Here is a 23,463-nt window from a genome sequence, read left to right as displayed (position 1 = left end):
GCTTGACCAGTGGCCATCCTGCAAGCAACCCATCTGCTCAAGCGGTTCGGATCGGTCACGGCCGTCCGCGACCTGAGCCTCACCATCGCCGAAGGCGAGGTCGTGGGGCTGCTCGGCCCCAACGGCGCCGGCAAGTCGACCACCCTCCACATGATGCTGGGCCTCATCACCCCGGACGCCGGCAGCATCAAGCTGTTCGGCATGGAGCTGGCCCAGCACCGGACCGAGGCGCTCAGCCAGGTCAACTTCGCCGCCAGCTACGTCGATCTCCCCGGTGTGCTGCGGGTGCGGGAGGTGCTCGACGCCTTCGCCCGGCTCTACGCCGTACGTCATCCGCGCCGGCGGGTCGACGAGATGATCGAGCTGTTCGAGCTGGGCCCGCTCGCCAAGCGGCAGTTGATGGCGTTGTCGTCCGGGCAGCGCACCCGCGTGCAGCTGGCCAAGGCGCTGCTCAACGCGCCCCGGCTGCTGGTGCTCGACGAGCCCACGGCCAACCTCGACCCTGACGCCGGTGACCGCATCCGCGGCCTGCTGTCCCGCCTGGCCAGGGAGAACGGCAGCGCCATGCTGATCACCTCGCACAACATGCGGGAGGTCGAGCGCATGTGCGACCGCATCCACTTCATGTCCGACGGCGTCGTCGTGGCGGCCGGCAGCGCCGCGGAGCTGGCCGGGCGTTATGGGGCCGAGGACCTGGAAGAGGTGTTCTTGAAGGTGGCGCGCGGATGACGACCCTGACCCTGCCCCCGTTGAGCCTGGCCGCGCGGCGCACCCGCGTCCTCGGCGTGGTCCGGCGCGACTTCGCGGCGCTGCGGCGCAGCCCGATCCGGATGTTCGAGATCCTGTTCTGGCCGACGGTCGAGCTGGTGCTGTGGGGCTTCGTGACGTTGTTCCTGCAGGCGCAGAAGGTGCCGTTCGTGGTGTCGTTCCTGCTCGGGGCCGTGCTGCTGTGGCAGGTGCTGCAGAAGGCGTCGAACGAGATCTCGATCGCGTTCCTCGAGGACATCTGGTCGCGCAACCTGCTCAACGTGCAGGTCAGCCCGCTGTCCAGCGTCGAATACCTGGTCGGGCTCGTGCTGTTCTCGCTGGGCAAGGTGGCCTTCGCGGTCGCGGTGATGGCCGCGCTCGCGCTGGGGCTCTACGGCTTCGGCGTGACGAGCCTGGGCGTGGGGATGGTGCCGTTCATGGGCGTGCTGCTCGTGCTCGGCTGGTCGCTCGGCCTGGTCGGCATCGCCGCGGTGCTGCGTTTCGGGGAGAACGCGCAGGTCATCGCCTGGTCCCTGGTGTTCGTGGTGCAGCCGCTGGCCGGGATCTTCTACCCGGTGTCCGTGCTGCCCGCGCCGCTGCAGGCCGTGTCGTGGTTCCTGCCCGCCTCCCACGTCTTCGAGGGCATGCGCACGGTCATGGCGGGCGGCGCGCTGCCGTGGGACCGGCTGGCCTGGGCGGCCGCGCTCAACGTGGGCTACCTGGCGGGGACGCTGGGACTGTTCGCGTGGGCGCTGCGGTACGCCCGGAAGCACGGGAAGCTCTCCCGCTTCGGGGACTGAGCGCGGCGGCGATCACCTCCACCAGGCCCTCCACCACCTGGTCCCGGTCCACCTCGGGATGCTCCAGCCACCAGTCGCCGGTCGTCTGCACCATGCCGACGAACGCGTGCCCCAGCACCTGCGCCCGCACCGGGTCCAGGGCAGCGCGCTCGGCGGCCAGCACCCCGCCCAGCTCCTCGCCCAGACCGCGCACCAGCGAGGTCATGTGGGAGCGGATCCTGGTGTCCTCGGCGCTGGCCCGGTGGAGCAGGAAACGGTAGAGGTTGAGGTTGGCCGCGATCAGGTCCAGGTACGCGCCGATCGTCGCCCTCGCCCGGCCGCGCAGGTCCGTCCCCGGCTCGGCGAACCGCGGTCGCAGCTGGGCGGTCAGCCTGCGCACGTGCCGGTCCGCGAGCGCCTCGTACAGGCCGCTCTTGTCGCCGAAGTGGCGGTAGAGGATGGGCTTGGTGACGCCGGCCGCGGCCGCGATGGCCGCCATCGACACGTCGGGACCCTCGCTGGAGATGACCCGGTCCGCGGCGTCCAGCAGCGCCCTGCGCCGATCCGGGTCCCGTCCGCTCACGCACTCAGGATAGATCGCCAACGGGCCGGCAGCAGCGCCGAGAGCACCAGCAGGGCGCCGATGAGCGTGTAGAGGCCCGTCAGGCCGGCGAGCGTCCCGGGCGGCTCCGCCAGCTCCGCCGACGGCAACCCGTCCCACGCCAGTCCTTCCCAGGGGAGCGTCGCAGCGACGCCCAGCGCGGCGTCGGCGTCGACGGCGAACAACGCGCCGGCGGAGAACAGCGGGACACCGCAGGTCACCGCCGCCGCCGGCCAGGCCGACAGGACGGCGACGAGCACCGCGACGGCCGCCAGGCAGGCCAGCCCCACCGGCGCCGGGCCGCCCTCGGCCGCGCCCATCCGCAGGGCCTTGGCGCCTGCCTCGGTCAGGTAGTAGACGGGAACGAGGGCGGCCAGGCCGGCGACGGCTCCCATCAGATGACGACTCTCACGGGTCACACCGCCATCGTCCCCCTCTCCCGTGCCGGTTACGCGCGGCGGCGACAGCGGATGATCGACCGGGAGCCACGCGCGCGGCGGCGCGCACGCCATGCGCCGGCGGGGTCGCACGTGCGGGGTCGACCCTCCGCGGTCCCCGCTGGACGGCGTTAGCTTCGGATCATGGCGAACAGCGGAACGGGCCCAGGGCCCATCACCCCCGACGGATCCTCCGTCGAGTTCTACAGCGTGCTCAGAGCCGGCGCCGAGCCCGACATCGTCGCCCACCGTCATGATGGCCTCCCAGATCGGTGGCAGGTCGGCCGGGGGCGGGTCGACGGGGACGTCACCGGAGGACCGCGCGTGGGTCCTGGCGGTGCCCTTTACATTGTAGATCACACAATGGCCTCGATCTCGGTGTAATTACTGGAGAATACTGGGACTGTTGGTACGCTCACGGCCATGAGTGACCGGCTGGACGATCTGGAGCGGCGGATCGACGAGCTGCGGGCCGGGGTGCGCAAGGCCATGCGGGCCAGGGACGGCGCCAGGGCCCGGGCGCTGCGGGCCGAGCTGCGGACCGCCGAGCGCGACTGGGACGCCCTGGTCAGCGGCGAGCAGCCGGCGGCCGCGCCCGAGCCGACCCCGCTGGTCACCGTGCGCGAGCAGGTCCACCAGGGGCTGCGGCTGCTCGGGGCGACCGCGCAGCCCAGGCTGATCGTGGCCGTCAGCGAGGCGTTCCTCGGTGGGACGATCCGCAGCGCCCAGCTGACCAGTCTGCGCAGGGACGAGGAACGTTCGTTCCGGACCGCACCGTACGGACGCCCGTACTACCTGGGCGCGGCCCTGACGGACCGCCTCTCCCCCGCCCGTGGCCTGCTCACGCTCAGCGGCTGGCCGCTGGAGCGGCGCGTGGTCGGGCCGCTCAGTCCCCGCGTCGACTTCCTGACCTGTGCCATCGCGGTGGCCTCACAAGAGTCCGAGGACGAGCGGGCGACCAGGTTATTGGGGCGGATGGCCAGGAACATCCCCGGCGCCACCAACGCGAGCTCCGGCGCACTGGGCCCGCCCTGCCCCGAGCGGGTGATCGAGGCGGCCCGCGCCGAGCTGGCGGTGCACGCCGAGCGCGACACGCGGGACCGCGCCGAGCTGGCCCGACGCGCCGCCGCACAGCTGGATGACGCCGCCCGCCTGTTCGGCGCCGCTACGCTGAGCACGATCAAGAAGGAGTACGTCACGTGAGCGGCATGAACACGCAGCAGAGGCTCGACGCGCTGCGCGGCGCCACGCCGCCGCGGCCGCACGACGCCCGCGCCATCGCGGCGCTGGCCGCCAACCCGGGCTGCACCCGCCGGGCGCTCATGGACGGGGCCGGCGCCGACAAGGACGCCGCGGCCCGCCACCTCGGATTCCCCGCGCCCTTCGGGCAGTCACCGTTCGCGATCACGCGCGGGAACGTGTTCGAGTCGCTGGTCAAGGCCGACGGGTGCGCGGAGCTGCTGCGCATGCTGCGTGAGCTGCTCGGCCTGCCGATCGCCGAGGTGGCCTACCACGACGTCGAGAACGTCGGCGCCCACCTGCGCCACGCCCACACCCGCGCGCTGATCGACCGGGCGGCCCGCGACGCGCAGGACGCGGGCACGCTGTACGACCACCCGCTGCTCACCCTCCGGATCGCCGGCCACACCGCCTACCTGGAGCCGGACGTGGTGGCCTTCCAGCTGGGCGGCCGCTTCCACATCGTGGAGATCAAGTCGTTCGCGGTGATCGACGGGCAGGCCGACCCGGCGGCGGTCGCGGCGGCGGCCCGGCAGGCGGCCGTGTACGTGCTGGCGCTGCGCACCCTGCTGGAGGAGCTGGGTCACGACCCGCTGCAGGTCTCCCACGACGTGGTGCTGGTCTGCCCGGAGAACTTCGCCAACCGCCCGGTCGCGACGCTGGTCGACGTGCGCAAGCAGCTGGCCGTGCTGCGGCGCCAGCTGACCAGGATGACCACGCTCGACCGGCTGCTGGAGGGGCTGCCGGACGATCTCACGTTCGACCTGCTGCCCGGCGAGGACGGCCGGCCCACCAGGCCGGTCGCCGAGCTGGCCGACGCGCTGCGCAGGACGACCGCGCGGTACGCGCCCGACTGCCTGTCCACCTGTGATCTGTGCTTCTTCTGCCGTGACGAGGCCCGCCAGGAGGGCGCGTCCGACCTGCTCGGCCGGCAGGTGCGCGACGAGCTCGGCGGGGTCGGGTCGGTGGCGGAGGCGCTGGGGCTGGCGGACGGGGCACGGGATCCCGCGGCGGGCCAGGAGGAGATCGCCCGGCTGCTCCGCAACGCCGAACGCCTCCGCAGAGAGTGCCTGACGTGAGCCCGCCGACGCCTGCGCGAACGCCCCTGCCGGGCCGATGGGGGTGCCCGGCGTGAGCCTGCTGACGTCGCTCGCCCGGTTGCGGGCCCTGGACGAGGGCATCGCCCAGCCCATCGCCACCGTCCGGCACTGCCACCTGCGGGACCAGCCGATGGTGTTCATCCCGCTGAAGTTGTCGGGCGAGGCCGCCGCCCCGCTGGCCGCCATGCTCGGCACCGAACGCGACCGGCCGCGTCTGCTCGTGGTGTCCCAGCCGCGCAACCGCGACCTGCGCTTCGCCTGGGCGGCCGAGCTGGCCGGGGTGCTGCTGCCGTACATCGCGCGTTTCCTCGCCGACACCGAGACGGTGGAGCGGCGCGGCGCCGACCCGTACGAGCGGGCGCTGGACGCGCCGCAGCTCATCGTGCCGAACGCGGCCGGCGTGGCCTTCACCAGGCTCCTCGGGCGCTCCACCCGCTTCCGCCGCGCCGACGGACCGTACCCGGTGCCGGACGTGGTGCCGCTGCTGGGCCGGTGGCTGACCTACTTCGGGGAGCGGGCCGCGTACCCGGGCTCGTCACTCATGTTGGCCGCCACCGAGGAGCTGGGCCGGCACTGGGCGAGCGGGCAGAGCTCGCTGGAGGACGCCAACCTGGCCGCGCTGCTCGGCTGGATCACCGAGGGGCCGAGCGACGCCGCCGAGGATCCGCTGATCTGGCCGCCCGCCGGGCCCGCGACCGACCCCGGGTTCGACGCGGAGGTGCTCGCCCCGGCCATCGACAGCGGGTCGGCCGAGCGCATCACGGAGGCGCTGCGTTCCCAGCTGGAGCCAACGTGGCGGCTCATGTGGCAGGCGATCGACCTGCTGGCCGGCCTGGAGGCGGGCGCGAGCGTGGCGCAGCGGTGGGAGCAGGATCGCGGCTCGTTCAGCGGCATGGCGCAGAGCATCGCCGAGGGCGCGCCGCCGCAGGCCCGCAGGGACGGCGCGATCGCGGCCGCGGCCAAGCTGGCCCGCATGGAACGCGCGCAGGCCGGGTACGAGGTGCAGCGCGCCTACGACGACCCGTTGATCATGGCGGAGTACCGGCTCACCGGGGAGGCGTTCGCGGGCGAGGTGATCGAGACCGTCCCCGACAACGTCGAGGGCGAGGGCCGCTCCCGCAAGCTCCGCCCGCTCGTGGTGATCAAAACCGACGATCCGGTACGCCTGCCGCCCGGCGCGTCCCTCGGCACCCCGCAGCGCCGCGGCCAGGGCGCCGAGCTGGTGTCCGCGGACGAGGGCCTGGTCACCGTGAAGATCACCAAGGGCATGGGCCGGGGCAAGACGCCGACGCCCGGGGCGGTGCCCGAGGTCGGCGAGCGGGTCTGCTACACCTCCCTCACCGACGACTTCCAGGGCTCGCCGAACCTGCCCGACGCCGAGGCCACGCCGTGGACCCACGGCGGGCCTCCGCAGCACCACGCCGCGGAGCACACGCCCGACGACGAGGACGCCCAGGAGGAGTGGTCGTGACCGGCAGCCCGGAGCGGGTCATCGCGGACGTGCTGGCCGACCTGCCCCGGCACCGGGGCGTGGTCGTCGACTCGCCGCCGGGTGCGGGCAAGTCCACGCTCGTCGTACGCGCCGCCGCGCACATCGCGGCCACCGGCGAGCCGCTGATGATCGTCGCCCAGACCAACGAGCAGGTCGACGACCTGGTGGCCAGGATCTCCGACAAACATCCGCGGCTGACCGTGGGGCGGCTGTCGGCGAGCGGGTACGTGCCGCCGCTGCGGCTGCTGGAGCTGCCCGGTGTGCGGTTCGGCACCAGGATTCAGGATCTCGGTGATCCGGACATCGTCATCGCCACCGCCGACAAGTGGGCGTGGATCGGGGACCGGGTGTGGCCGTGGGCGATCGTGGACGAGGCGTACCAGATGCGCTCGGACAAGCTGCTGCGGATCGCGGGGTTGTTCGAGCGGGCGTTGTTCGTGGGCGATCCGGGGCAGCTGGACCCGTTCTCGATCGTGGACGGGGACCGCTGGTCGGGGTTGTCGTGGGACCCGCTGCAGAGCGCGGTGTCGGTGCTGCTGCGGCACAATCCGGACCTGCCGGTGCACCGGCTGCCCGTGTCGTGGCGGCTGCCGGCGTCGGCCGCGCCGGTGGTGTCGCGGGCGTTCTACCCGTTCACCGGGTTCCGGTCGGGGACCGGGCCTGGAGATCGGCGGCTGGAGCTGGTCACGGGCGGCATGGGGACCGTGCACGACCGGGCGCTGGAGGAGGCGGCGCGGTCGGGGTGGGCGCTGCTGGAGTTGCCGAACCGGCACACGGTGCGTACCGACGGGGAGGCCGTGCAGGCGGTCGCGCTCCTGGCCGCGCGGCTGCTGCAGCGGGGCGCGGTGGCGAGCTCGGAACAGGGCGAGCGGCCGGTGACGGCGGACCGGATCGCGGTCGGGGCGGCGCACCGGGACCAGGTGGCGGCGATCCGCGCCGCGGGACTGCCGCCGGAGATCACCGTGGACACCGCGAACCGGCTGCAGGGCCGGGAGTACGACGTGACGATCGTGCTGCACCCGCTGTCCGGGCGGCGCGACGCGACAGCCTTCCATCTGGAGTCGGGGCGGCTGTGCGTGCTGGCCTCGCGGCACCGGCACGCGTGCGTGGTGGTGGCCCGGGCGGGCATCGCCGAACTGCTCGACGCCCATCCATCGGCGGAGCCGGTGCAGCTGGGCGTGCCGGTGAAGTTTCCGGACGGGTGGGAGGCCAACCAGTCGGTGCTGGAGCACCTGTCCCGCCACCGCGTCTGAGGCCGGGCGGCCACCGGCGACGCGTCGGACGCCCAGGCCGGGAGCAAGGGCCGATCAGAGCCGGCGGCGCCAGACATCGATGACCATGACCGGGCGCATCCCCGCCGACTCGTACAACCCGAGCGCCGGCGTGATGTTGTTGGAGTCCACGTGCAGGATCGTGCCCTTGCGCCCGCGGGCCGCGTCGGCGGCGAAGGCGTGCCGCAGCAGGAACCGCCCCAGCCCCCGCCCCCGGAACTCGGGCAGCACGGCCAGCGTGGCCACGTACCCGCAGTCCTCGTCGCTCAGGAACTGGTTGCTGCCGATCAGCGCCGCCGCCGGCCGCCCGTCGAGCCGGGCGAGCGTGAGCTGGCTCCAGTCGGTGACGCTCTGCGCCTGCCGCCGCGCGTACCATTCGTCGTAGTCGATCTTGACGAAGCCGAAGTGCTGTGCGAAGGCCTCCTGCTGCACGCCGTGGGCCTCGCGCCGCACCTCCTCGCTCTCACCGGTGTGCAGCGTGATCCCGGCCGGCACGGCAGGCGGCTCCACCTGCTGACCCACTGGGCCCTCGTGATCGATCCGCATGCGGTGGAAGCTGGTCGCGGGCTCGAAGCCGTGTGCCTTGGCCAGGGCCTGCTTGCCGTGGTCGACGCGGTAGATGCCGAGGTCCATCGTGACGCCGGAGTGGCCACGCTCGGCGGCCAGCTCGCGGGCGCGCCCGGTCACCGTGCGCAGCAGCTCGTCCGCCAGGCCGTCGACGCCCGGCCGGGTGATCACCTCGACCTCGACCAGGTCGCTGTCGCCGTTGGCGCACGCCCAGGCCCAGGCCACGAGGGTGCCGTCCGCGTCGTGCGCCAGCCAGCCGTCCTTGTCGCGGTCGAAACCGGGCTCGACCAGCTCGTCGGCGATGTCGTCCAGCGTCATGTCGGGCACGCCGATCACCGCGGTGTCGTAGGCCGCGACAAGCTCGTGAATGGCCTCGGCGTCTTCAACCCTGGGCCGGCTGATTGCATGCATGGGGTGGATTGTGCACCTATGCCCCTCCCCCGCGCCTCCCATTTTTCCCGCCCGGCTAAGCTGTGGGGGTGCTCGACAGGGTGCCGTTGCGCATCGAGGTCGCCGTGCCCGACGCGACGACCGTCGCGCTCGCGCTCGGTGGCGACCTCGACCACGGCTCGACCCCCCAGCTCACCGCCCTTTCCTTCGCGGAGGGTTACCGCAGGATCGACGTGGACCTGTCGGAGCTGACCTTCATCGACTCCTCCGGCCTGGCCGGTCTCGTGGGCTTACGGCAGCGGGCGGCGGACGCCGGCGCCGTGGTGCACGTGGTGGCGCTGACGCCCTACCTCCGCAAGCTGCTCACGATGACGGCGCTCGACCTGCTGTTCAGCCTGCCGCCGGAGTGACGGGCTCCTTCGGCGAGGCGGCCACGGGGTCGCCGCCGCGCAGCGGGATCTCCTTGATGAACGCCGCCAGCACCGGCACCACCACGGCGAAGGCGATGGCCCACCAGAAGACGCCGGAGATCGACGTCGCCAGCGACTCCAGCAGCCCCGTACGCTGCGCGGCCGGCAACTGGGCGAGGGCCGCCGGGTCCGTCCTGCCGCCGCCCGCGGCGATCGCCTCGGCCGCCGGCGCCCCCAACCTGGCGGTCAGCTCGGACTGGAAGGAACTGTTGAAGACCGCGCCGAACAGCGAGACGCCGAACGAGCCGCCGATCGACCTGAAGAACGTGGTGGCGCTGCTGGAGACGCCCAGGTCGCGCTGCTCGACGCTGTTCTGGGCGATCAGCAGCGTGGTCTGCATGAGGAAGCCCATGCCGAGGCCGAGCACCGCGATGTAGACGCCGGTCAGCCAGGTGGGGGTGCCGACGTCCATCGTGGACAGCAGCCACATGCCGGCCGCCATGCCGACGCCGCCGATCACCGGGTAGATCTTGTACTTGCCGGTGCTGGTGATGGCCTTGCCCACGATCAGCGACACCACCATGGCCGCGGCCATCATCGGCAGGAGCAGCAGGCCGGAGTTGGTGGCGCTCGCGCCCTGCACGGTCTGCTGGAACAGCGGCAGGAAGTTGATCGCGCCGAACATGGCGAAGCCGAGCAGGAAGCCGATGGCCGAGATCAGCGTGAAGTTGCGGATCCTGAACAGCTGCAGCGGCATGATCGGCTCGACGGCCTTCCGCTCGACCAGCACGAACGCCGCCAGCGTGAGCACGGCGAGCGCGGCCAGGCCGAGGATCTGCCAGGAACCCCACGGATACTGGTTGCCGCCCCAGGTCGTGATGAGCACCATCGAGGTGATGCTGATCGACAGCAGGATCGCGCCCGCCCAGTCGATGCGTACCTTGTTGTGCAGCTTGGGGAGATGCAGGTTCGTCACGATGAGGACCAGCGCGACCGCGCCGACCGGCAGGTTCACGTAGAAGGCCCAGCGCCAGTCGAGGTGGTCGGTGATGAACCCGCCGACCAGCGGACCGGCGATCATCGCCAGTGACATGACGCCGGCCATGATGCCCTGGTACTGGCCGCGCTCGCGGGGCGGAACCAGGTCGCCGATGATCGCCATGACGTTCACCATCAGGCCGCCCGCGCCGAGGCCCTGCACCGCCCGGAACGCGATCAGCTCGGCCATGCCGCCGTCCGGCCCGCCGAACAACGACGACCCCGCCATGCCGCAGAGCGCCGACCCGATCATGAAGATGACGATCGAGATGATGAAGATGCTCTTGCGCCCGTACAGGTCGCCGATCTTGCCCCAGATGGGCGTCGACACGGTGGTGCCCAGCACGTACGCCGTCACGACCCAGGACAGGTGCGACAGGCCGCCGAGCTCCCCCACGATGCGTGGCATGGCCGTGCCCACGATCATGTTGTCGAGCATCGCGAGCACCATCGCCAGCATCAGCCCTGGCAGGACCACCATGACCTCACGGCGCCGCCCGACTGCCTCCGCCACCCTTCGCACCCCCAGTATTAAGATCTTGCTTACTTGCCGCCCGGCAAGCATAGACTAAGCTAAATACTTACTTGTCGGCCGTCAAGCTGAATTAGGTGCACAGTGCGGGAAGACACGCGAACCCGGATCCAGGAGATCGCGCTGAGGCTCTTCACCGAGCAGGGGTACGAGGCGACCTCGCTGCGGGAGATCGCCGAGGAGCTCGGCGTGACGAAGGCCGCCCTCTACTACCACTTCAAGACGAAGGACGACATCGTCACCAGCCTGGTGGACCTGCGCGTCGCCGAGATCGGGGAGCTGGTGGAGTGGGCGAAGACCCGGCCGAAGACGCCGGAGACGCGGCGTGAGCTGCTGGAGCGCTACGCCGCGAACCTCCGGCAGCCCCGCCACGTCGAGATGGTGAGGTTCCTCGAGCGTAACCAGACGGCGCTGCGCGACCATCCGAAGCTCACCAGGATGCGCGACACGATGCTCGAGCTGACGAAGCAGCTCTACGAGCCCGGGGCTCCGCCGGTGGAGCGGATCAGCCGCACGCTGGCGTTCTTCGCTCTGCACGCGGGCAAGTGGCTGTCGCTGCAGGAGGATCTCACCGAGGAAGAGATCGACAAGGCGTCCATGGAAGTGGCCCGGCGGCTACTCGAGCTGTAACATTTCCGGACTTTTGGCCTTTAAAGGGACGATTGGGGTGGATAAACGGGGGCAGGGGAGCACTTACGCATCCAGACGGGAGGAGGCGCAGTGGAGGCCACGATAGCGCTCCGACTGCCCAGGGATGCGGCGAGCGTCCCGTTGATCAGGCAAATGCTGGACGGCACACTCCGCTCGCTCGGCGTCGAGCAGCAGGTGCGCGACGACATCGAGCTCATGCTGACCGAAGCGTGCGCCAATGTGATCAAGCACGCGGGCCCCAGTGACGAGTACACGGTCAGCGCCAACGTCCGCCATCACGTGTGCGTCATCAGGGTCGTCGACACCGGCAACGGCTTCGATCCGCGGACGGTGATCGACCCCGAGCCGGGAGCCGAGCATGGACGAGGGCTGCAGATCATGCGGGCGCTCGCCGACGACATCCGTTTCACCAACAGACGCGAGAACGGGGCCATGGTGTGCCTGGAGAAGAGGCTGCGGTACGCGCCGGGAGCGGCGGGCCCCCCTCTCATGGCGTCGTGACCCATCCCCCAGGAAGTTTGGAGTAACCCCCAAGGACGGCCCAAGGACGGCTTGGAGCGCCGTCACCGGGAGCCTAGAGAAGCTTGGAGCGCCGCCCCACCGGAGCCTAGAGAAGCTTGGAGCGCCGCCCCACCGGAGCCTAGAGAAGCTTGGAGCGCCGCTCCAGCGGCCGGTGACCCCAAGGCGCGGAGCGGCGCGGGGCGCCGCCGAAGCCGCGGCGTTTCCTGGGCTCGGCACCGCCGAGCAGGAAGCGCCGCCGCAGCCGGGGCGTGCCGCCGCTCAGCTCCGCCCGCCGCCGTTCGGGCACCGTGCTCCCGCTGAGCTTCAGCGTCAGCCGTGCCTCCGTGCGGGTCAGCCGAGGCCACCACCTGCGCCAGTCGATCATCGACCCCGCCATGGCCGCGAGCGCCACCAGGACGACGATCGAGATGGCAAGAGTGGCCACGACGATCAGCAGGAGTACGACCACCAGGGACCCGATGGTGCCGAGGACGTCCAACATTCGCCGGAAGATGCCCGACCGCCGACGCCTTATGCCGACTCTTGGGGATACATCAGTCTTACTCCGACCTCTCCGGCGCGGTGGCGGACGGGTCGTGACGCCCGGGCAGGATGTCGAGCCGGCGCAGTATCACGCCCTCGCGCAGCGCCCACGGGCAGACCTCCAGCCGATCCACCTCGAACAGGTCCATCACCGCGTCGGCGACCAGCGCCCCGGCCGCGAGCTGCGCCGCCCTGCCCTCGGACACGCCGGACAGCTCCGCCCGCTCGGCCGCGTCCATGGTGGTGAGCTTGACCGCCCAGTCGGCCATGTCCTGCCTCGACAGCGAGCGCGTCACGTACGGACCGTCGCTGGACGGCGCCGCCCCGGCGATCCTGGCCAGTTGCTTGAAGGTCTTGGAGGTGGCCACGGCGCGGTTGGGCTCGCCGTACCTGACGATGCCGCCCACGGTGCGGGCGATCTCGGTGCGTACGTGCTTGCGCAGCTTGCGCACCTCCTCGGTGGACGGCGGGTCGGCGGTGAACCAGTCGCGGGTCAGCCGCCCGGCACCCAGCGGCAGCGACACGGCCACGTCCGGCTCCTCGTCCACGCCGGCGGCGATCTCCAGCGAGCCGCCGCCGATGTCGAAGGCCAGCAGCCGCCCCGACGACCAGCCGAACCAGCGGCGCACGGCCAGGAACGTCAGCCTGGCCTCATCCCGCCCGGACAACACCTCGATGTGCACGCCGCAGCTGTCCTCGACGCGCGCGAGCACCTCCTCGCCGTTGGCCGCCTCGCGCACGGCGGAGGTGGCGAAGGCCAGCAGGTCCTCCACCCCCTTGTCCTCCGCCAGGTGAACGGCCTCCTGGACGAAGGCGCACAGCCGCTCGATGCCCTCGTCCGCCAGCCGGTCGTCCTTGCGGAGGTACTCCGTTAGACGGAGCCCCTCCTTGTGTGAGAACGCGGGAATCGGCCGGGCGCCACGGTGGGCGTCGACGACCAGTAAATGAACGGTGTTCGAGCCGATGTCCAGCACGCCGAGTCGCATGGGCAAACGCTACCGTTCTAGGACTTTTGCGGCGAAACAGAGGGAGACTGCGGGCACCGGATCCTCCAACGTGACATGACCTGACAGAGCGCTCACGCTGGAACGCCCGCGGGCGCCCGGGTTCGAGGCGCGGCCGGCCCGGGGCAGACGCGTGATCGGGGGCGCCATCCAAAGGACTACCCTTCCTTGGTGTCATGACACGTTGGGGGGATCGTTGAGCGCTTGCTGTGGTCCGAGCAGGGACGGCGCCGCCGCCGCGGCGACGCACCGTCAGCCGGTGGGGATCACCACGCGGCGGGTGGCGCCACGCGGGATGGTGCGCATCCCCGGCGGGACGTTCCTCATGGGCGGCACCGACCCGGACGGCCGGCCCGAGGACGGCGAGGGCCCGGTCAGGGAGGTGCGGGTCGACCCGTTCATGATCGATCCGGCCTGTGTGACGAACGCGCAGTTCGCCACGTTCGTCAAGGAGACCGGGTACGTCACCGAGGCCGAGACGATCGGCTGGTCGTTCGTGTTCCGGCAGTTCGTCACGGGCGGCGTGATGGACGCGACGGTGCCGGGGGCGCCGTGGTGGGCGGGCGTGGAGGGGGCCACGTGGCGCTCCCCCGAGGGCCCTGGGTCGTCGATCGGCGACCGGCAGAACCACCCGGTCGTGCACGTGTCGTGGAACGACGCCACCGCGTACGCCACGTGGGCAGGCAAGCGCCTGCCCACCGAGGCGGAGTGGGAGATGGCCGCCCGCGGCGGGCTGGAGCAGAAGAGGTATCCGTGGGGCGACGAGTTGGCGCCCAGCGGGCGGCCGCGGTGCAACATCTGGCAGGGCCGCTTCCCCACCGCACCGAGCCGGGGCACGATGCCGGTCAAGTCGTTCCAGCCCAACGGGTACGGCCTGTACAACGTGTCCGGCAACGTGTGGGAGTGGACCGCCGACTGGTGGGGCACGACGTGGGAGCCGTACGCGGACAACCCCGCCGGACCCGCCGAGGGGACGGCGAGGGTGATCCGCGGCGGCTCGTACATGTGCCACGATTCCTACTGCAACCGCTACCGGGTGGCCGCCCGCACCGCCAACACACCGGACTCCTCGACCGGGCACACGGGTTTCCGCTGTGCGGCCATAGTCTGATCGCATGTCACGAACCCTGCGACTGTTGATCACCGGCGGCGGCACCGGCGGTCACACCTATCCGGCCTTGACCACCCTGTCGGCCATCCAGCGGCGGCAGATTCCGCACGACGTGCTCTGGGTGGGGACGGCCAACGGCCTGGAGGCCAGGATCACGGCCGAGCACGGCATCCCGTTCAAGGCGATCACCACCGGGAAGCTGCGCCGCCGCCCGAACCTGAAGGAGCTGGGCACCAACATCGCCGACGTGTTCCGCATCCCGGTGGGGGTGTTCCAGGCGATCGGGCACGCGGCCCGCTACCTGCCCGATGTGGTGTTGTCGACCGGGGGTTACGTGGCGGTGCCCATCGGGGTGGCGGCCAAGCTGATCAGGCGGCCGCTGGTCATGCACGAGCAGACGACCGTCGTGGGGCTGGCCAACCGGATCCTGTCCCGGCTGGCGACCAGGATCGCGTTGTCGCACGAGTCGTCGCTGGAGCACCTGCCGGCCTCGGCCAGGAAGAAGGCCGTGGTGACGGGCAACCCGGTCCGTCCTGAGCTGCTGCAGGGCAATCGGGCGGCGGCGTACGACATGTTCGGGCTGACGTTCGAGGTGCCGCTGATCTACGTGACGGGGGGCGCGCAGGGCAGCAAGCAGATCAACACGCTGATCGCGGAGATCCTGCCGCGGCTGCTGCCGCACGCGCAGGTCGTGCATCAGTGCGGCCCCGCCTGGATCGAGCAGATGCGGGCCGTCGAGGTGCCCGCCGAGCTGGCCGACCGCTACCATCCCGTGCCTTACGTGGGTGGTGAGCTGGCCGATCTGTTCGCCGCCGCCGACGTGGTGATCGCGCGCAGCGGGGCGGGGACGGTGTCGGAGCTGACGGCGATCGGCAAGCCTGCCGTGTTGATCCCGCTGATCCCGACCGGGGGTGACGAGCAGCGCAAGAACGCGTCGTACCTGGCTTCGGCGGGGGCGGCGCGGGCGCTGCTGGAGCCGCGTCCGCCGGCCGAGCAGTTGCTGGCGGAGCTGATGCCGCTGCTGGCCGACCCCGGGCTGCGTCAGGCGATGGGACAGGCGGCGGCCAAGCTCGGCCGCGTGGACGCCGCGGACGCCCTGTGCGATCTGCTCCTGGAGACGGCCGGGGCCCAGACGGCCTCGCGCCCGTAGGGTCCCGCAACTCGCCGCACACCGGTGCCGGTCCCTTGGGGGAAGGGGCTAAGGCGCGTGTCCCAGGGGCGGCGGGTCGTCGTCCCGAGGTGGGCTGGGGTCGAGGTAGCGGAAGGCCTCGTGGGCGGAGCTGACGCTCTGCCGCAGCGCCTGCTCCAGCCGGTCGGCGTCGGCGGCCAGCCGCTCCAGCTCCACCGTGGCGAAGCCGTCCGCGCCGGTCTCGGCCACCAGCTCCTCGTACTGGTGCAGCCGGCCGCGCAGTTCCTCGATCTGCTGGTGGGCGCGGTACGCACGCTCGGCCTCGGTGACGTTGGCCGCGTAACGTTCCAGCGCCTCGACGCGGGCGATCACCGCGGCCTCGCTGCTGTCGAGCGCCCTGGCCAGGGGCGCGGCCACCGCCTCGACCTCGGGCGTGACCCCGCGCGAGACGGTCTCCCTGTGCTTGGCGCGCAGCGCCGACAGCTTGGCCAGGAGCCGGGCGATCTCCCACTCCTGGACGGGCAGCATCACCGCGTTGCGGGCGTCATCGAGCAGCCCCTCGGCGTTGACCCGGGAGCCGGTCACGGTGGCGATGGCCCGCTGGGCGCGGGTGAGCAGCCGCTTGGAGGACTCGTCGAGGTCGTCGGTCAGCACGAAGCGGCCCTCGTACCAGCGCAGTTGCTCGAAGATCTCGCGCTCGAAGTCGTCCTCCTCGTCGCCCGGCAGGTCGTTGCGGACGAACAGCACGATCATGAGGGGGATGCCGAAGAGCACCAGCATGAGCAGGCCGAGTCCCCTGCCCGCGGCGCCTAAGCCGAGCATCAGCCCGAAGAAGGCCACTGTGGCGAAGGCCGCCACCATACGCCAGTGCGCGCTGGACAGGACCCTGCGCGGTTGCGGAGCCCAGCCCTGTCGCATCTTGATGAGGACCCGCCGGCTCTGTTTCAGCAGTTGCGCGTCGTCCGGCGGCACTCCGGGGTCTACCACGACATCCGCCACAAAATCGGATCCTAAGCGAAGTCACCCCCGAAGGTGGCGAAAAGCCTCATGCGCTGAGCTGACACTGTCCCGTAATGCCTGCTCAAGCCGATCGGCGTCATCGGATAATCCGCCGAGTTCCGGTACGGCGGAACCATGGGCGCCCGACTCGGCCAGAAGCTCCTCGTAGCGGGGCAGCGTGGCGCTGAGGCGTTCGATCTGACGCCTGGCGCGATAGGCGCGCTCGGCGTCGGCGACGTGGCCGGCGTAACGCTCCAGCGCCTCCACGCGGGCGAGCGCCTCGGCGAGGGCATCGGCCACGGCGGCCACCTCGGGCGTGACCCCTTCGGAGACGACCTCCTGGCGCTCGCCGCGCAGCTCGGACAGCTTGGCCAGGAGCCGGGCGATCTCCCATTCATGCACGGGCAGCATCACCGCGTTGCGGGCGTCGTCCAGCAGCCCCTCGACGTTGACCCGGGAGTCCATGACCTGCTCGACGGCCGCCTGGGCGCGGGACATGAGCGCGCGGGCCGGCTCGTCGAGCTGCTCGTGCAGGACGTAGCGGCCGTCGTACTCGCGGCTCCTGTCGTGGACGAGGCGTTCCAGCGCGTGGCGGCGCTCCACCTCGGCGTCCGGTCTGGGCCTGAGCAGGAGGGCGACGATCATGAGCGCGGCTCCCGTCGTCATCACGACGAAGGGGGTGTAGAGGCCGGCGACGAAGAGGACGAGGCCGTACAGCCCGGCGAGCGCGGCCGTTCCGGTGACGGCGACCTTGACGGTGAAGCCGGCCACCAGGCCCAGGCGTTTGTGCGAGGGCGCCCAGCCGGCGTGGATGCGGGCGAGGATCTTGGGGTTGTCACGTAAGAGGTCCGCGACGTCGCGGAGCACCGCCGGATCGACTATCACCTTCGCCTGACGTCCGGGCACGTAACTGATCCTATGTACTAATGCTATGGGACGGTCTGTCCGACTCTCAGCCTTCCAGATACCTGAACGCCTCGTGCGCGGAGGCGACGCTGCGCCGTAAGGTCCGCTCCAGTACGTCGGCGTCCTGCGCCAGCTGCTCGATCTCGGGCACCGCGAGCGCGTCGGCCCCCGACTCGGCCAGCAGCTCCTCGTAGCGCGGCAGCCTCGACCGCAGCTCCTCGATCTGGCCGCGGGCGTGGTAGGCGCGCTCGGCCTCGGCGACGTGACCGGCGTAACGTTCCAGCGCCTCCACGCGGGCGATCACGGCGGCCTCACTGCCGGCCAGCGCGCGTTCGAGCGGCTCGATCACCGAGGCGACCTCCGGGGCGATGCCCCTGGCCAGCAGCTCCTTGTGCTCACTGCGCAGGGCCGACAGCTTGGCGAGCAGGCGGGCGATCTCCCACTCCTGGGCCGGCAGCATGATCGCGTTGCGGGCGTCGTCCAGCAGGCCCTCGGCGTTGACGTGGGAGCGCAGCACCGAGCCGATGGCCCGCTGCGCCCGGCCCAGCACGAGCCTGGCGTCGTGGTCGAAGTCGTCGGCCAGGAGGTAGCGGCCGTCGTACCAGCGGGCCTGCTCGTACACGTGGCGCTCGTGCGGGCGGTCGTCCTCGGGCACCTCGCTCATGGAGGCGATCTTGACGAGGACGATGAAGACGTACGTGCCGAGCAGCGCGAAACCGGCCGGCGCCAGGTGCGAGGCGAGCAGGACGGCCATGAGCGCGATCACGGCGGGCGTGATGGCCAGCAGCAGGGCGCTGGAGGGGCCTTTGCGGCGGGGCTGGTGTACCGCGGCAGAGGGCACCCAGCCTGCCCGCACCCTCGCCAGGAGCGGGGCATTGGCACGCAACAAACCGGCTACCTCCGGGGGGACTCCCGGATCGACGACCACACCCACGCTCTGTCCTGGCACCCTGGCGCCCCCAACGCTCGTGATGTGTGGATATTACGTAACATTCCCCCGGAGTGTCAGCCTCGGAAGGGTCAGGGCAAGGGAACCCCACTCGCGCTCACCGGGCACTTCCCTGGGCGCGGGCCCCGGGGCCGGCCGCATGATCGTGGCGTCGACCAGCACCGACGGCCCGTGACCCGCATCGACGCGTCCACGGGCCCCGCCCCAGCGCACCGGCTGGAAAATCGGCGGCAGCACGCCTCAGGCGCGATGGTCGCCGGGGCGGACGAGGCCGGTCTCGTAGCCGATGACGACCAGTTGGGCCCTGTCGTGTGCGCCGAGCTTGGCCATCATCCGGTTGACGTGGGTCTTGACGGTAAGAGGACTCATGACGAGCCGCTCGGCGATCTGGGCGTTGGTGAGGCCGCGGGCGACCCCGGCGAGGACCTCGCGCTCGCGGCCGGTCAGCGGGGCCAGCCGGTCGGCGTCGAGGTCGGCGGGGCGCGCGGTGAACTCCTCGATCAGCCGCCGCGTGACGCCGGGCGAGAGCAGGGCGTCACCCCGGGCGGCCACCCGGACGGCGTGCCGGATCTCGGCCGGTTCGGCGTCCTTCACCAGGAAGCCGCAGGCTCCCGAGCGGAGCGCCTCGTACACGTACTCGTCCAGGTCGAAGGTCGTCACCACGACCACCCGCACGCCGCCCGCGGCCAGCAGCCTGGTGGCCTGGAGGCCGTCGAGTTCGGGCATACGGACGTCCATCAGCACGACGTCGGGCTGGAGCCGGCCCGCCATCCGCACCGCCTCTGCGCCGTCGGCGGCCTCGCCGACCACGGTCATGTCCTCTTCTGTGTCGAGCAGGGCCCGCAGACCGGCACGTACGAGGGGCTGGTCGTCGGCCAGCAGGACCGTGATCACGCGGGGAGCCGGGCGGTGACACGGAAGCCGCCGGAGGGGGCGGTCCCGGTGGTGAGCAGGCCGCCCACGGCGGCGACCCGCTCGGCCATGCCGGTCAGGCCATGACCGCGCGGCGCCTCGCTGCCCCGGCCGTCGTCGTCCACCCGCACGGTCACGGCTCCCGTCTCGTAGGTCAGCGTCACGGCCGCCGTGGTGGCGTCCGCGTGCCTGATGGTGTTGGTCAGCGCTTCCTGGACGACACGGTAGACGGTCAGGTCGGCGGCGGGCGGGAGGGTCCGCTGCTCCCCCTCCACGTCCAGCCGTACAGGGAGGCCGACGGTCCGCAGGAGTGCGGGAAGCTGCGCGGAGCCGGGCAGGGGTTGCCGCCCGTCGGGGCGGAGGACGCCGAGGGCGGCCTTCATCTCCGCCATGGCCTGCCGGCTGGAGGTGCGGATGACCTGGAGTGCGGCGGCGGCCTCCGGTGGTCCTCCGGCGCGTGTCACGGCCTCGGCGGCCACGGCGGCGTGCAGCGCGATCACCGACACCGTGTGCGAGGTGACGTCGTGCAACTCCCTGGCGACCCGCAGCCGCTCCTCCTGGGCGCGCCGCAGCGCCTCCTTCTCCCGAGTGCGCTCGGCGTCCGCGGCCCGGCGCTCCACCTCCTCGGTGTAGGCGCGCCGGGCCCGCGACACCTCCGCGGGCTGGGCCGCCGCCAGCACGAGCAGCGCCCAGACGAGGACCGCGATCGCGACGTCGGCGTCCCATCGCACGACAGCCGCCGCGCCGGGCACCGCCACCAGGAACGCCGCTCCCGCCCATCCAGCCAGCCGCCTCCCGGCCGCGATGGCCGAGAACACCGCGATCAGCGGGGGCACCGCCCACAACGACAGCGCGTACCCGAGCACGAAGACGGCCGCCCCCGCGCCGGCGCACACCGCCAGCGTCACCAGCGGCCGTTCCTGCAGCCAGGCCACCCCGAGCGTCATCGCGCCGAGCAGCGTGCAGCCGAGCAGGTCGAGCGGCCTGGCGTCCGGCTGATTGCCATAGGCCATGACCGTCGAGAAGAAGACCGCCGCCGCCATCCCGCACACCAGGGCCATCGTCTTCACACCCGCACGGTAGTGCGCTCCTCCCCCACCGCGCGATACTCCATCCGCGGCAACCGGGGTACGGCCCACGCAGGCGGCGGGCCCACAGCCTGACTGGTGCACCCCGAGGGAGAGGTGGGGGTGACGACGCGGCGGCGCGCCGATCTGGCCGAGGCGTACGACGGCACGGTCACGGCCAGGCCGCGGAACGAGGGCGAGCTGCCGATCACCGTGGGGCTGCCGGTGGATCCGTCGGCTCCCTGACGTCCTCGTGGATGTCCCACAGCTCGGTCTCCGGGATGCCGGCCTTGACGAGCTGCTCCCAGGTCGCCTTCCGGCCGGCGGGGTCGGCGAGCATGGCCCGCAGCAGGGGCCGCAGCTCGGCGTGGTCGGCGCCGGGCTCCGCCCACAGCGCGCCCGCCGCCTGATGCATGGCGGGCGAGCGGACCGCGGCCGTGCGCAGCAGCTCCTCGATGATGGCGACACGGTCGCGGTAGGGCAGGGCGCGACCCTCTCCCAGCGCGCGCAGCAGCAGGTCGAGCAGCCGGCGGTGGTGCGGGCTGTGGCCGGTGGCGACGGCGACGACGACGTCGCCCATGCCGGAGGTCTCCGTGCCGCCGAGCACGACGTCCTCCTTGCCGTCCTCGACCACCCGCTGGGCGGACAGGGCGGTGATCAGGCCCTGCCAGCCCTCCTCCCCCAGCTGGCCCTTCCACAGATGGGTGAACGACGCCCAGCGTTCGAGGTGGCCGGGTCCGGGCAGGAGCGAGGAGACGGTGACCGGCTCCTCCGAGGCGGCCACGATGAGCAGGGTGAGGTTCGCCGAGTAGGCGGCCAGGCGGCGGGTGACCGTGTGCCGCACCGGGCGGAAGCCGGTGAAATGGCGGCGGCTCCGCTCGTGCAGGGAGCGGCGCAGCTGCCCGGTCAGCAGCTCGGCGCAGCGGGCCCGCACCGCGCTGGGCACCTCGTCGAGCAGCTCCAGGATGAACCCGACCGTCGCCCCGCGCTCGGCCAGGCACGAGTGGGACGTGACGGCGTACAGCAGGTCGTCGTCCACGCTCTGCACCAGGGCGAGCGGCTCGTCACCGGCGTGGCGGCGCCTCCTGTCCAGGTCGCGCAGCGCGTACATGGCCAGCCAGGCCACCAGGAACTCGCCGAACGTGGAGTGCAGGAACGCGTGGCCGTTCCTGCGGACGAAGAAGAACCGCTCGGTGGCCCTGCGCGCCCAGTCGACGCGGTCCTCCTCCTCGTGCGGGTCGTCCTCGCCGCCGTGGCACAGGGCGGGCAGGTCCCGGTCGAGGGCCTCGTCGGTGATGACCTGGCGGCCGCGGGCGAGCATGGACAGCGCGACCGTGCCCAGCATGACCAGCTCCTGGTCGATCAGCACGCGCCGGGCCCCGCCGGTCTCCCGTTCGGTGAAATCCCGCAGCAGGACCTCGTACAGGCGGGAGCGCTTGAGCGGCGCCGCCGCACCGCGCTGCAGGGCGTTGCCGCCGGCGTCGTAGAGCGCCAGCAGGAGCAGCAGGAGCGGCTGCCTGGCCATCTCGCCATGGGCGAGCGCCGCCTCGGCGGGCAGCGGTTTCAGGTCGCGCCTGGCCAGCAGGGCGCGGTTGGCCTGGTCCCAGATGTCCAGCCACTGGCGTACCTGGTCGTCCTCGAACGGCTGCAGCTGCAGCGCCAGCAGCCCGTCGGGGAACCTGATCCGGTCGGCCACCACCGTCCGGCTGGTCACGATGGCCGCGGCCGGGCGGCCGTGCCCGGCCTCCCTGCGCTGGAACTCCTGGACCTGCGCCAGGTAGTCGTAGCGGTCGACGCCGCCCTGCACGAGCTCGTCGAACCCGTCGAGCAGGATCACCGGCAACGCGCCGTCGGCGGCCGACACGAGCTCGCCGTACTCGACCTCCTCCCCCAGGAGCGCGGCGATGGCCTGCTCGATCTGCTCGGTGACGCTCGCCCGCGCCGCCACGCTCTGCAGGTCCACCCTGATCGGCAGGAACTCCGAGCGGGCCAGCCGGGCGGCCAGCACCTCGGTCAGTTTGGTCTTGCCGGAGCCCGGCTCGCCGAGCACGAGCAGCGGCGCCTGGGTGGCGCGCAGCGAGGTGAGGTGCCCGACGAGGAACGCCTCCGTGTCGGGGAGCAGCCGCTGCTTCTCCCACCAGGTACGCAGCGCGGGCGCGGCCTCGCGGGTGAGCTCGGCGACGCGGCAGCGCGGGGTGAGGTAGCCCTCACCGAGCAGCGGCAGGTAAACGTCCTCGGGCAGCTTGCCGGCCAGCAGGAGCGGCTGGTCGAGGGCGTTCGCGGCCATCCTGGCCAGGTGGATCACGGGGCGGTCGCCGACCCGGGGCGGAGCCAGCTCGGCCAGCAGCCACGCCACCCGCGACAGCGCCGTCGCCGGTTGGGGGCGCTCGGTGACGAGGCTGCGCACCCCGAACTCGTGGCTGTCCAGCGCCAGCGACCGGTAGTCCTCGTCGTAGATGCGCAACGCGTGCGCGGGCGGCCCCTCGGCGAGCATCCTGGGCAGCAGGAGCTGGTCGTCGACGGTCAGCTCGTCCCAGACGGACACGCCGCCGGCGTACCCGGCCAGCGCCTCGGACATGCGCAGGTAGGCACGTTCCACGGCCTGACGGGTCTCGCCGTACGGCAGGTGCGGCTCGGGCGTGGGCAGCCGCTCCAGCAGCAGCTCCGCCATCAGCCGGGCGAACCGCTCGCGCGTGGGCACGCCGCGGGCGATCTGGTCGCTCCGGTCGAGCTTGTCCAGCGTGAACGGCAGCTTCGCCTCGCCGAGGGCCTCGAAGTACGCCGAGACGACGATCACGGCGTGCGCGGCGGCCAGCCGCTGGGTGCGGGTGTGCCGGTCGACGCCGCCGCGCAGCTCGGGCATGCGGCCCACGACGTCCTCGCCGAAGCGGACGATGGACGCCCGCATGTCGGCCAAACCCATCGCCAGCTGCCCGGCTCCGGCCAGCGCCCAGCCGGAGCGCTCGGCGGCCGCGGCGAACCCGATCACCTTGGCCAGCCTGCCGTCCTTGCATCCGAGGATCCTCAGGGCGTCGGCGTAGCTCGGCGTCTCGATCATGCCTTCTCCCGGGGACTGGGATGTCCCATC

The 23,463-nt window shown here is 72.0% G+C and carries 24 protein-coding genes; 12 read left to right on the top strand and 12 right to left on the bottom strand.

Annotation, left to right across the window (positions count from 1 at the left end):
* Positions 1–9 precede the first annotated feature (9 nt).
* Positions 10–729 carry an ABC transporter ATP-binding protein gene (locus tag ETD86_RS16385; RefSeq protein ID WP_138667013.1) on the top strand — a complete coding sequence of 240 codons (720 nt, stop codon included), beginning with the start codon at positions 10–12 and terminating at the stop codon, positions 727–729.
* Positions 726–1,547: an ABC transporter permease gene (locus ETD86_RS16380; protein WP_138667012.1), complete on the top strand. Its 822-nt coding sequence runs from the start codon at positions 726–728 to the stop codon at positions 1,545–1,547. Before ETD86_RS16385 ends, ETD86_RS16380 begins: the two co-directional genes overlap by 4 nt.
* Here ETD86_RS16380 and ETD86_RS16375 read toward each other — a convergent pair.
* Together ETD86_RS16375 and ETD86_RS16370 are read right to left on the bottom strand one after the other, a co-directional pair.
* Positions 1,453–2,109: a TetR/AcrR family transcriptional regulator gene (locus ETD86_RS16375; RefSeq protein ID WP_138667011.1), complete on the bottom strand. Its 657-nt coding sequence runs from the start codon at positions 2,107–2,109 to the stop codon at positions 1,453–1,455. The two genes, ETD86_RS16380 and ETD86_RS16375, sit on opposite strands and share 95 nt — an antisense overlap.
* Positions 2,106–2,546 (bottom strand): hypothetical protein, encoded by a 441-nt coding sequence (locus tag ETD86_RS16370; protein WP_138667010.1) that lies wholly within the window; start codon positions 2,544–2,546, stop codon positions 2,106–2,108. Before ETD86_RS16370 ends, ETD86_RS16375 begins: the two co-directional genes overlap by 4 nt.
* Before the next feature lie 441 nt (positions 2,547–2,987).
* Between ETD86_RS16370 and ETD86_RS16360 the strand changes: the two genes are divergently transcribed.
* From ETD86_RS16360 to ETD86_RS16345, 4 genes are read left to right on the top strand one after another with little or no spacing between them, the layout of a single operon-like run.
* Complete coding sequence (locus tag ETD86_RS16360; protein ID WP_138667009.1) at positions 2,988–3,767, top strand: hypothetical protein; 780 nt, start codon at positions 2,988–2,990, stop codon at positions 3,765–3,767.
* 5 nt (positions 3,768–3,772) lie between these two features.
* A complete protein-coding gene (locus tag ETD86_RS16355; protein ID WP_138667028.1) occupies positions 3,773–4,882 on the top strand; it encodes a hypothetical protein in 1,110 nt (369 codons plus the stop codon).
* Between the two features lie 52 nt (positions 4,883–4,934).
* On the top strand, positions 4,935–6,374 hold the full coding sequence (locus ETD86_RS16350) for a hypothetical protein (RefSeq protein ID WP_138667008.1): 1,440 nt from the start codon (positions 4,935–4,937) through the stop codon (positions 6,372–6,374).
* Positions 6,371–7,648, top strand: coding sequence for an AAA family ATPase (locus tag ETD86_RS16345; RefSeq protein WP_138667007.1), 1,278 nt, complete (start codon positions 6,371–6,373; stop codon positions 7,646–7,648). Before ETD86_RS16350 ends, ETD86_RS16345 begins: the two co-directional genes overlap by 4 nt.
* 54 nt (positions 7,649–7,702) lie before the next feature.
* Here ETD86_RS16345 and ETD86_RS16340 read toward each other — a convergent pair whose 3' ends face one another.
* Positions 7,703–8,644, bottom strand: coding sequence for a GNAT family N-acetyltransferase (locus ETD86_RS16340; protein ID WP_138667006.1), 942 nt, complete (start codon positions 8,642–8,644; stop codon positions 7,703–7,705).
* Positions 8,645–8,712: 68 nt separating this feature from the next.
* Between ETD86_RS16340 and ETD86_RS16335 the strand changes: the two genes are divergently transcribed.
* Positions 8,713–9,033: an STAS domain-containing protein gene (locus ETD86_RS16335; protein WP_170223108.1), complete on the top strand. Its 321-nt coding sequence runs from the start codon at positions 8,713–8,715 to the stop codon at positions 9,031–9,033.
* Here ETD86_RS16335 and ETD86_RS16330 read toward each other — a convergent pair.
* Entirely contained in the window at positions 9,014–10,585 is a 1,572-nt protein-coding gene (locus tag ETD86_RS16330) for an MDR family MFS transporter (RefSeq protein ID WP_246147944.1), read from the bottom strand. The genes ETD86_RS16335 and ETD86_RS16330 overlap by 20 nt on opposite strands.
* Positions 10,586–10,687: 102 nt before the next feature.
* Between ETD86_RS16330 and ETD86_RS16325 the strand changes: the two genes are divergently transcribed.
* On the top strand, positions 10,688–11,233 hold the full coding sequence (locus ETD86_RS16325) for a TetR/AcrR family transcriptional regulator (protein ID WP_138667003.1): 546 nt from the start codon (positions 10,688–10,690) through the stop codon (positions 11,231–11,233).
* A gap of 90 nt (positions 11,234–11,323) precedes the next feature.
* A complete protein-coding gene (locus ETD86_RS16320) occupies positions 11,324–11,755 on the top strand; it encodes an ATP-binding protein (RefSeq protein WP_138667002.1) in 432 nt (143 codons plus the stop codon).
* A gap of 139 nt (positions 11,756–11,894) precedes the next feature.
* Here ETD86_RS16320 and ETD86_RS16315 read toward each other — a convergent pair whose 3' ends face one another.
* The gene (locus tag ETD86_RS16315) at positions 11,895–12,257 is read right to left on the bottom strand and encodes a hypothetical protein (RefSeq protein WP_138667001.1); all 363 of its coding nucleotides are present in this window, start codon (positions 12,255–12,257) and stop codon (positions 11,895–11,897) included.
* A gap of 58 nt (positions 12,258–12,315) precedes the next feature.
* Complete coding sequence (locus ETD86_RS16310) at positions 12,316–13,284, bottom strand: Ppx/GppA family phosphatase (protein WP_138667000.1); 969 nt, start codon at positions 13,282–13,284, stop codon at positions 12,316–12,318.
* A gap of 313 nt (positions 13,285–13,597) precedes the next feature.
* On the opposite strand from ETD86_RS16310, the gene ETD86_RS16305 reads away from it, so the two are divergent.
* Complete coding sequence (locus ETD86_RS16305; protein ID WP_211370093.1) at positions 13,598–14,413, top strand: formylglycine-generating enzyme family protein; 816 nt, start codon at positions 13,598–13,600, stop codon at positions 14,411–14,413.
* Positions 14,414–14,417: 4 nt separating this feature from the next.
* Positions 14,418–15,563, top strand: coding sequence for a UDP-N-acetylglucosamine--N-acetylmuramyl-(pentapeptide) pyrophosphoryl-undecaprenol N-acetylglucosamine transferase (locus ETD86_RS16300; protein ID WP_138666999.1), 1,146 nt, complete (start codon positions 14,418–14,420; stop codon positions 15,561–15,563).
* Positions 15,564–15,611: 48 nt separating this feature from the next.
* Here ETD86_RS16300 and ETD86_RS16295 read toward each other — a convergent pair whose 3' ends face one another.
* The 5 genes from ETD86_RS16295 to ETD86_RS16275 form a co-directional block, all read right to left on the bottom strand.
* The gene (locus ETD86_RS16295) at positions 15,612–16,541 is read right to left on the bottom strand and encodes a hypothetical protein (protein ID WP_138666998.1); all 930 of its coding nucleotides are present in this window, start codon (positions 16,539–16,541) and stop codon (positions 15,612–15,614) included.
* Between the two features lie 21 nt (positions 16,542–16,562).
* The gene (locus ETD86_RS16290) at positions 16,563–17,447 is read right to left on the bottom strand and encodes a hypothetical protein (protein ID WP_246147943.1); all 885 of its coding nucleotides are present in this window, start codon (positions 17,445–17,447) and stop codon (positions 16,563–16,565) included.
* Between the two features lie 46 nt (positions 17,448–17,493).
* Positions 17,494–18,336, bottom strand: coding sequence for a coiled-coil domain-containing protein (locus ETD86_RS16285; protein ID WP_246147942.1), 843 nt, complete (start codon positions 18,334–18,336; stop codon positions 17,494–17,496).
* Positions 18,337–18,636: 300 nt separating this feature from the next.
* Positions 18,637–19,290, bottom strand: coding sequence for a response regulator transcription factor (locus tag ETD86_RS16280; protein ID WP_138666997.1), 654 nt, complete (start codon positions 19,288–19,290; stop codon positions 18,637–18,639).
* Positions 19,287–20,369, bottom strand: coding sequence for a sensor histidine kinase (locus tag ETD86_RS16275; RefSeq protein WP_246147945.1), 1,083 nt, complete (start codon positions 20,367–20,369; stop codon positions 19,287–19,289). Before ETD86_RS16275 ends, ETD86_RS16280 begins: the two co-directional genes overlap by 4 nt.
* Positions 20,370–20,474: 105 nt before the next feature.
* Between ETD86_RS16275 and ETD86_RS55150 the strand changes: the two genes are divergently transcribed.
* Positions 20,475–20,621: a hypothetical protein gene (locus ETD86_RS55150; RefSeq protein ID WP_170223107.1), complete on the top strand. Its 147-nt coding sequence runs from the start codon at positions 20,475–20,477 to the stop codon at positions 20,619–20,621.
* Here ETD86_RS55150 and ETD86_RS16270 read toward each other — a convergent pair.
* A complete protein-coding gene (locus tag ETD86_RS16270) occupies positions 20,584–23,433 on the bottom strand; it encodes an NACHT domain-containing protein (RefSeq protein ID WP_138666995.1) in 2,850 nt (949 codons plus the stop codon). The two genes, ETD86_RS55150 and ETD86_RS16270, sit on opposite strands and share 38 nt — an antisense overlap.
* Positions 23,434–23,463 lie beyond the last annotated feature (30 nt).

The sequence above is a fragment of the Nonomuraea turkmeniaca genome, assembly GCF_005889735.1.
In the GTDB taxonomy this organism is placed as follows: domain Bacteria; phylum Actinomycetota; class Actinomycetes; order Streptosporangiales; family Streptosporangiaceae; genus Nonomuraea; species Nonomuraea turkmeniaca.
Note: the sequence above shows the minus strand (reverse complement) of the source record. Positions and strands in the feature narration are given on the sequence as shown.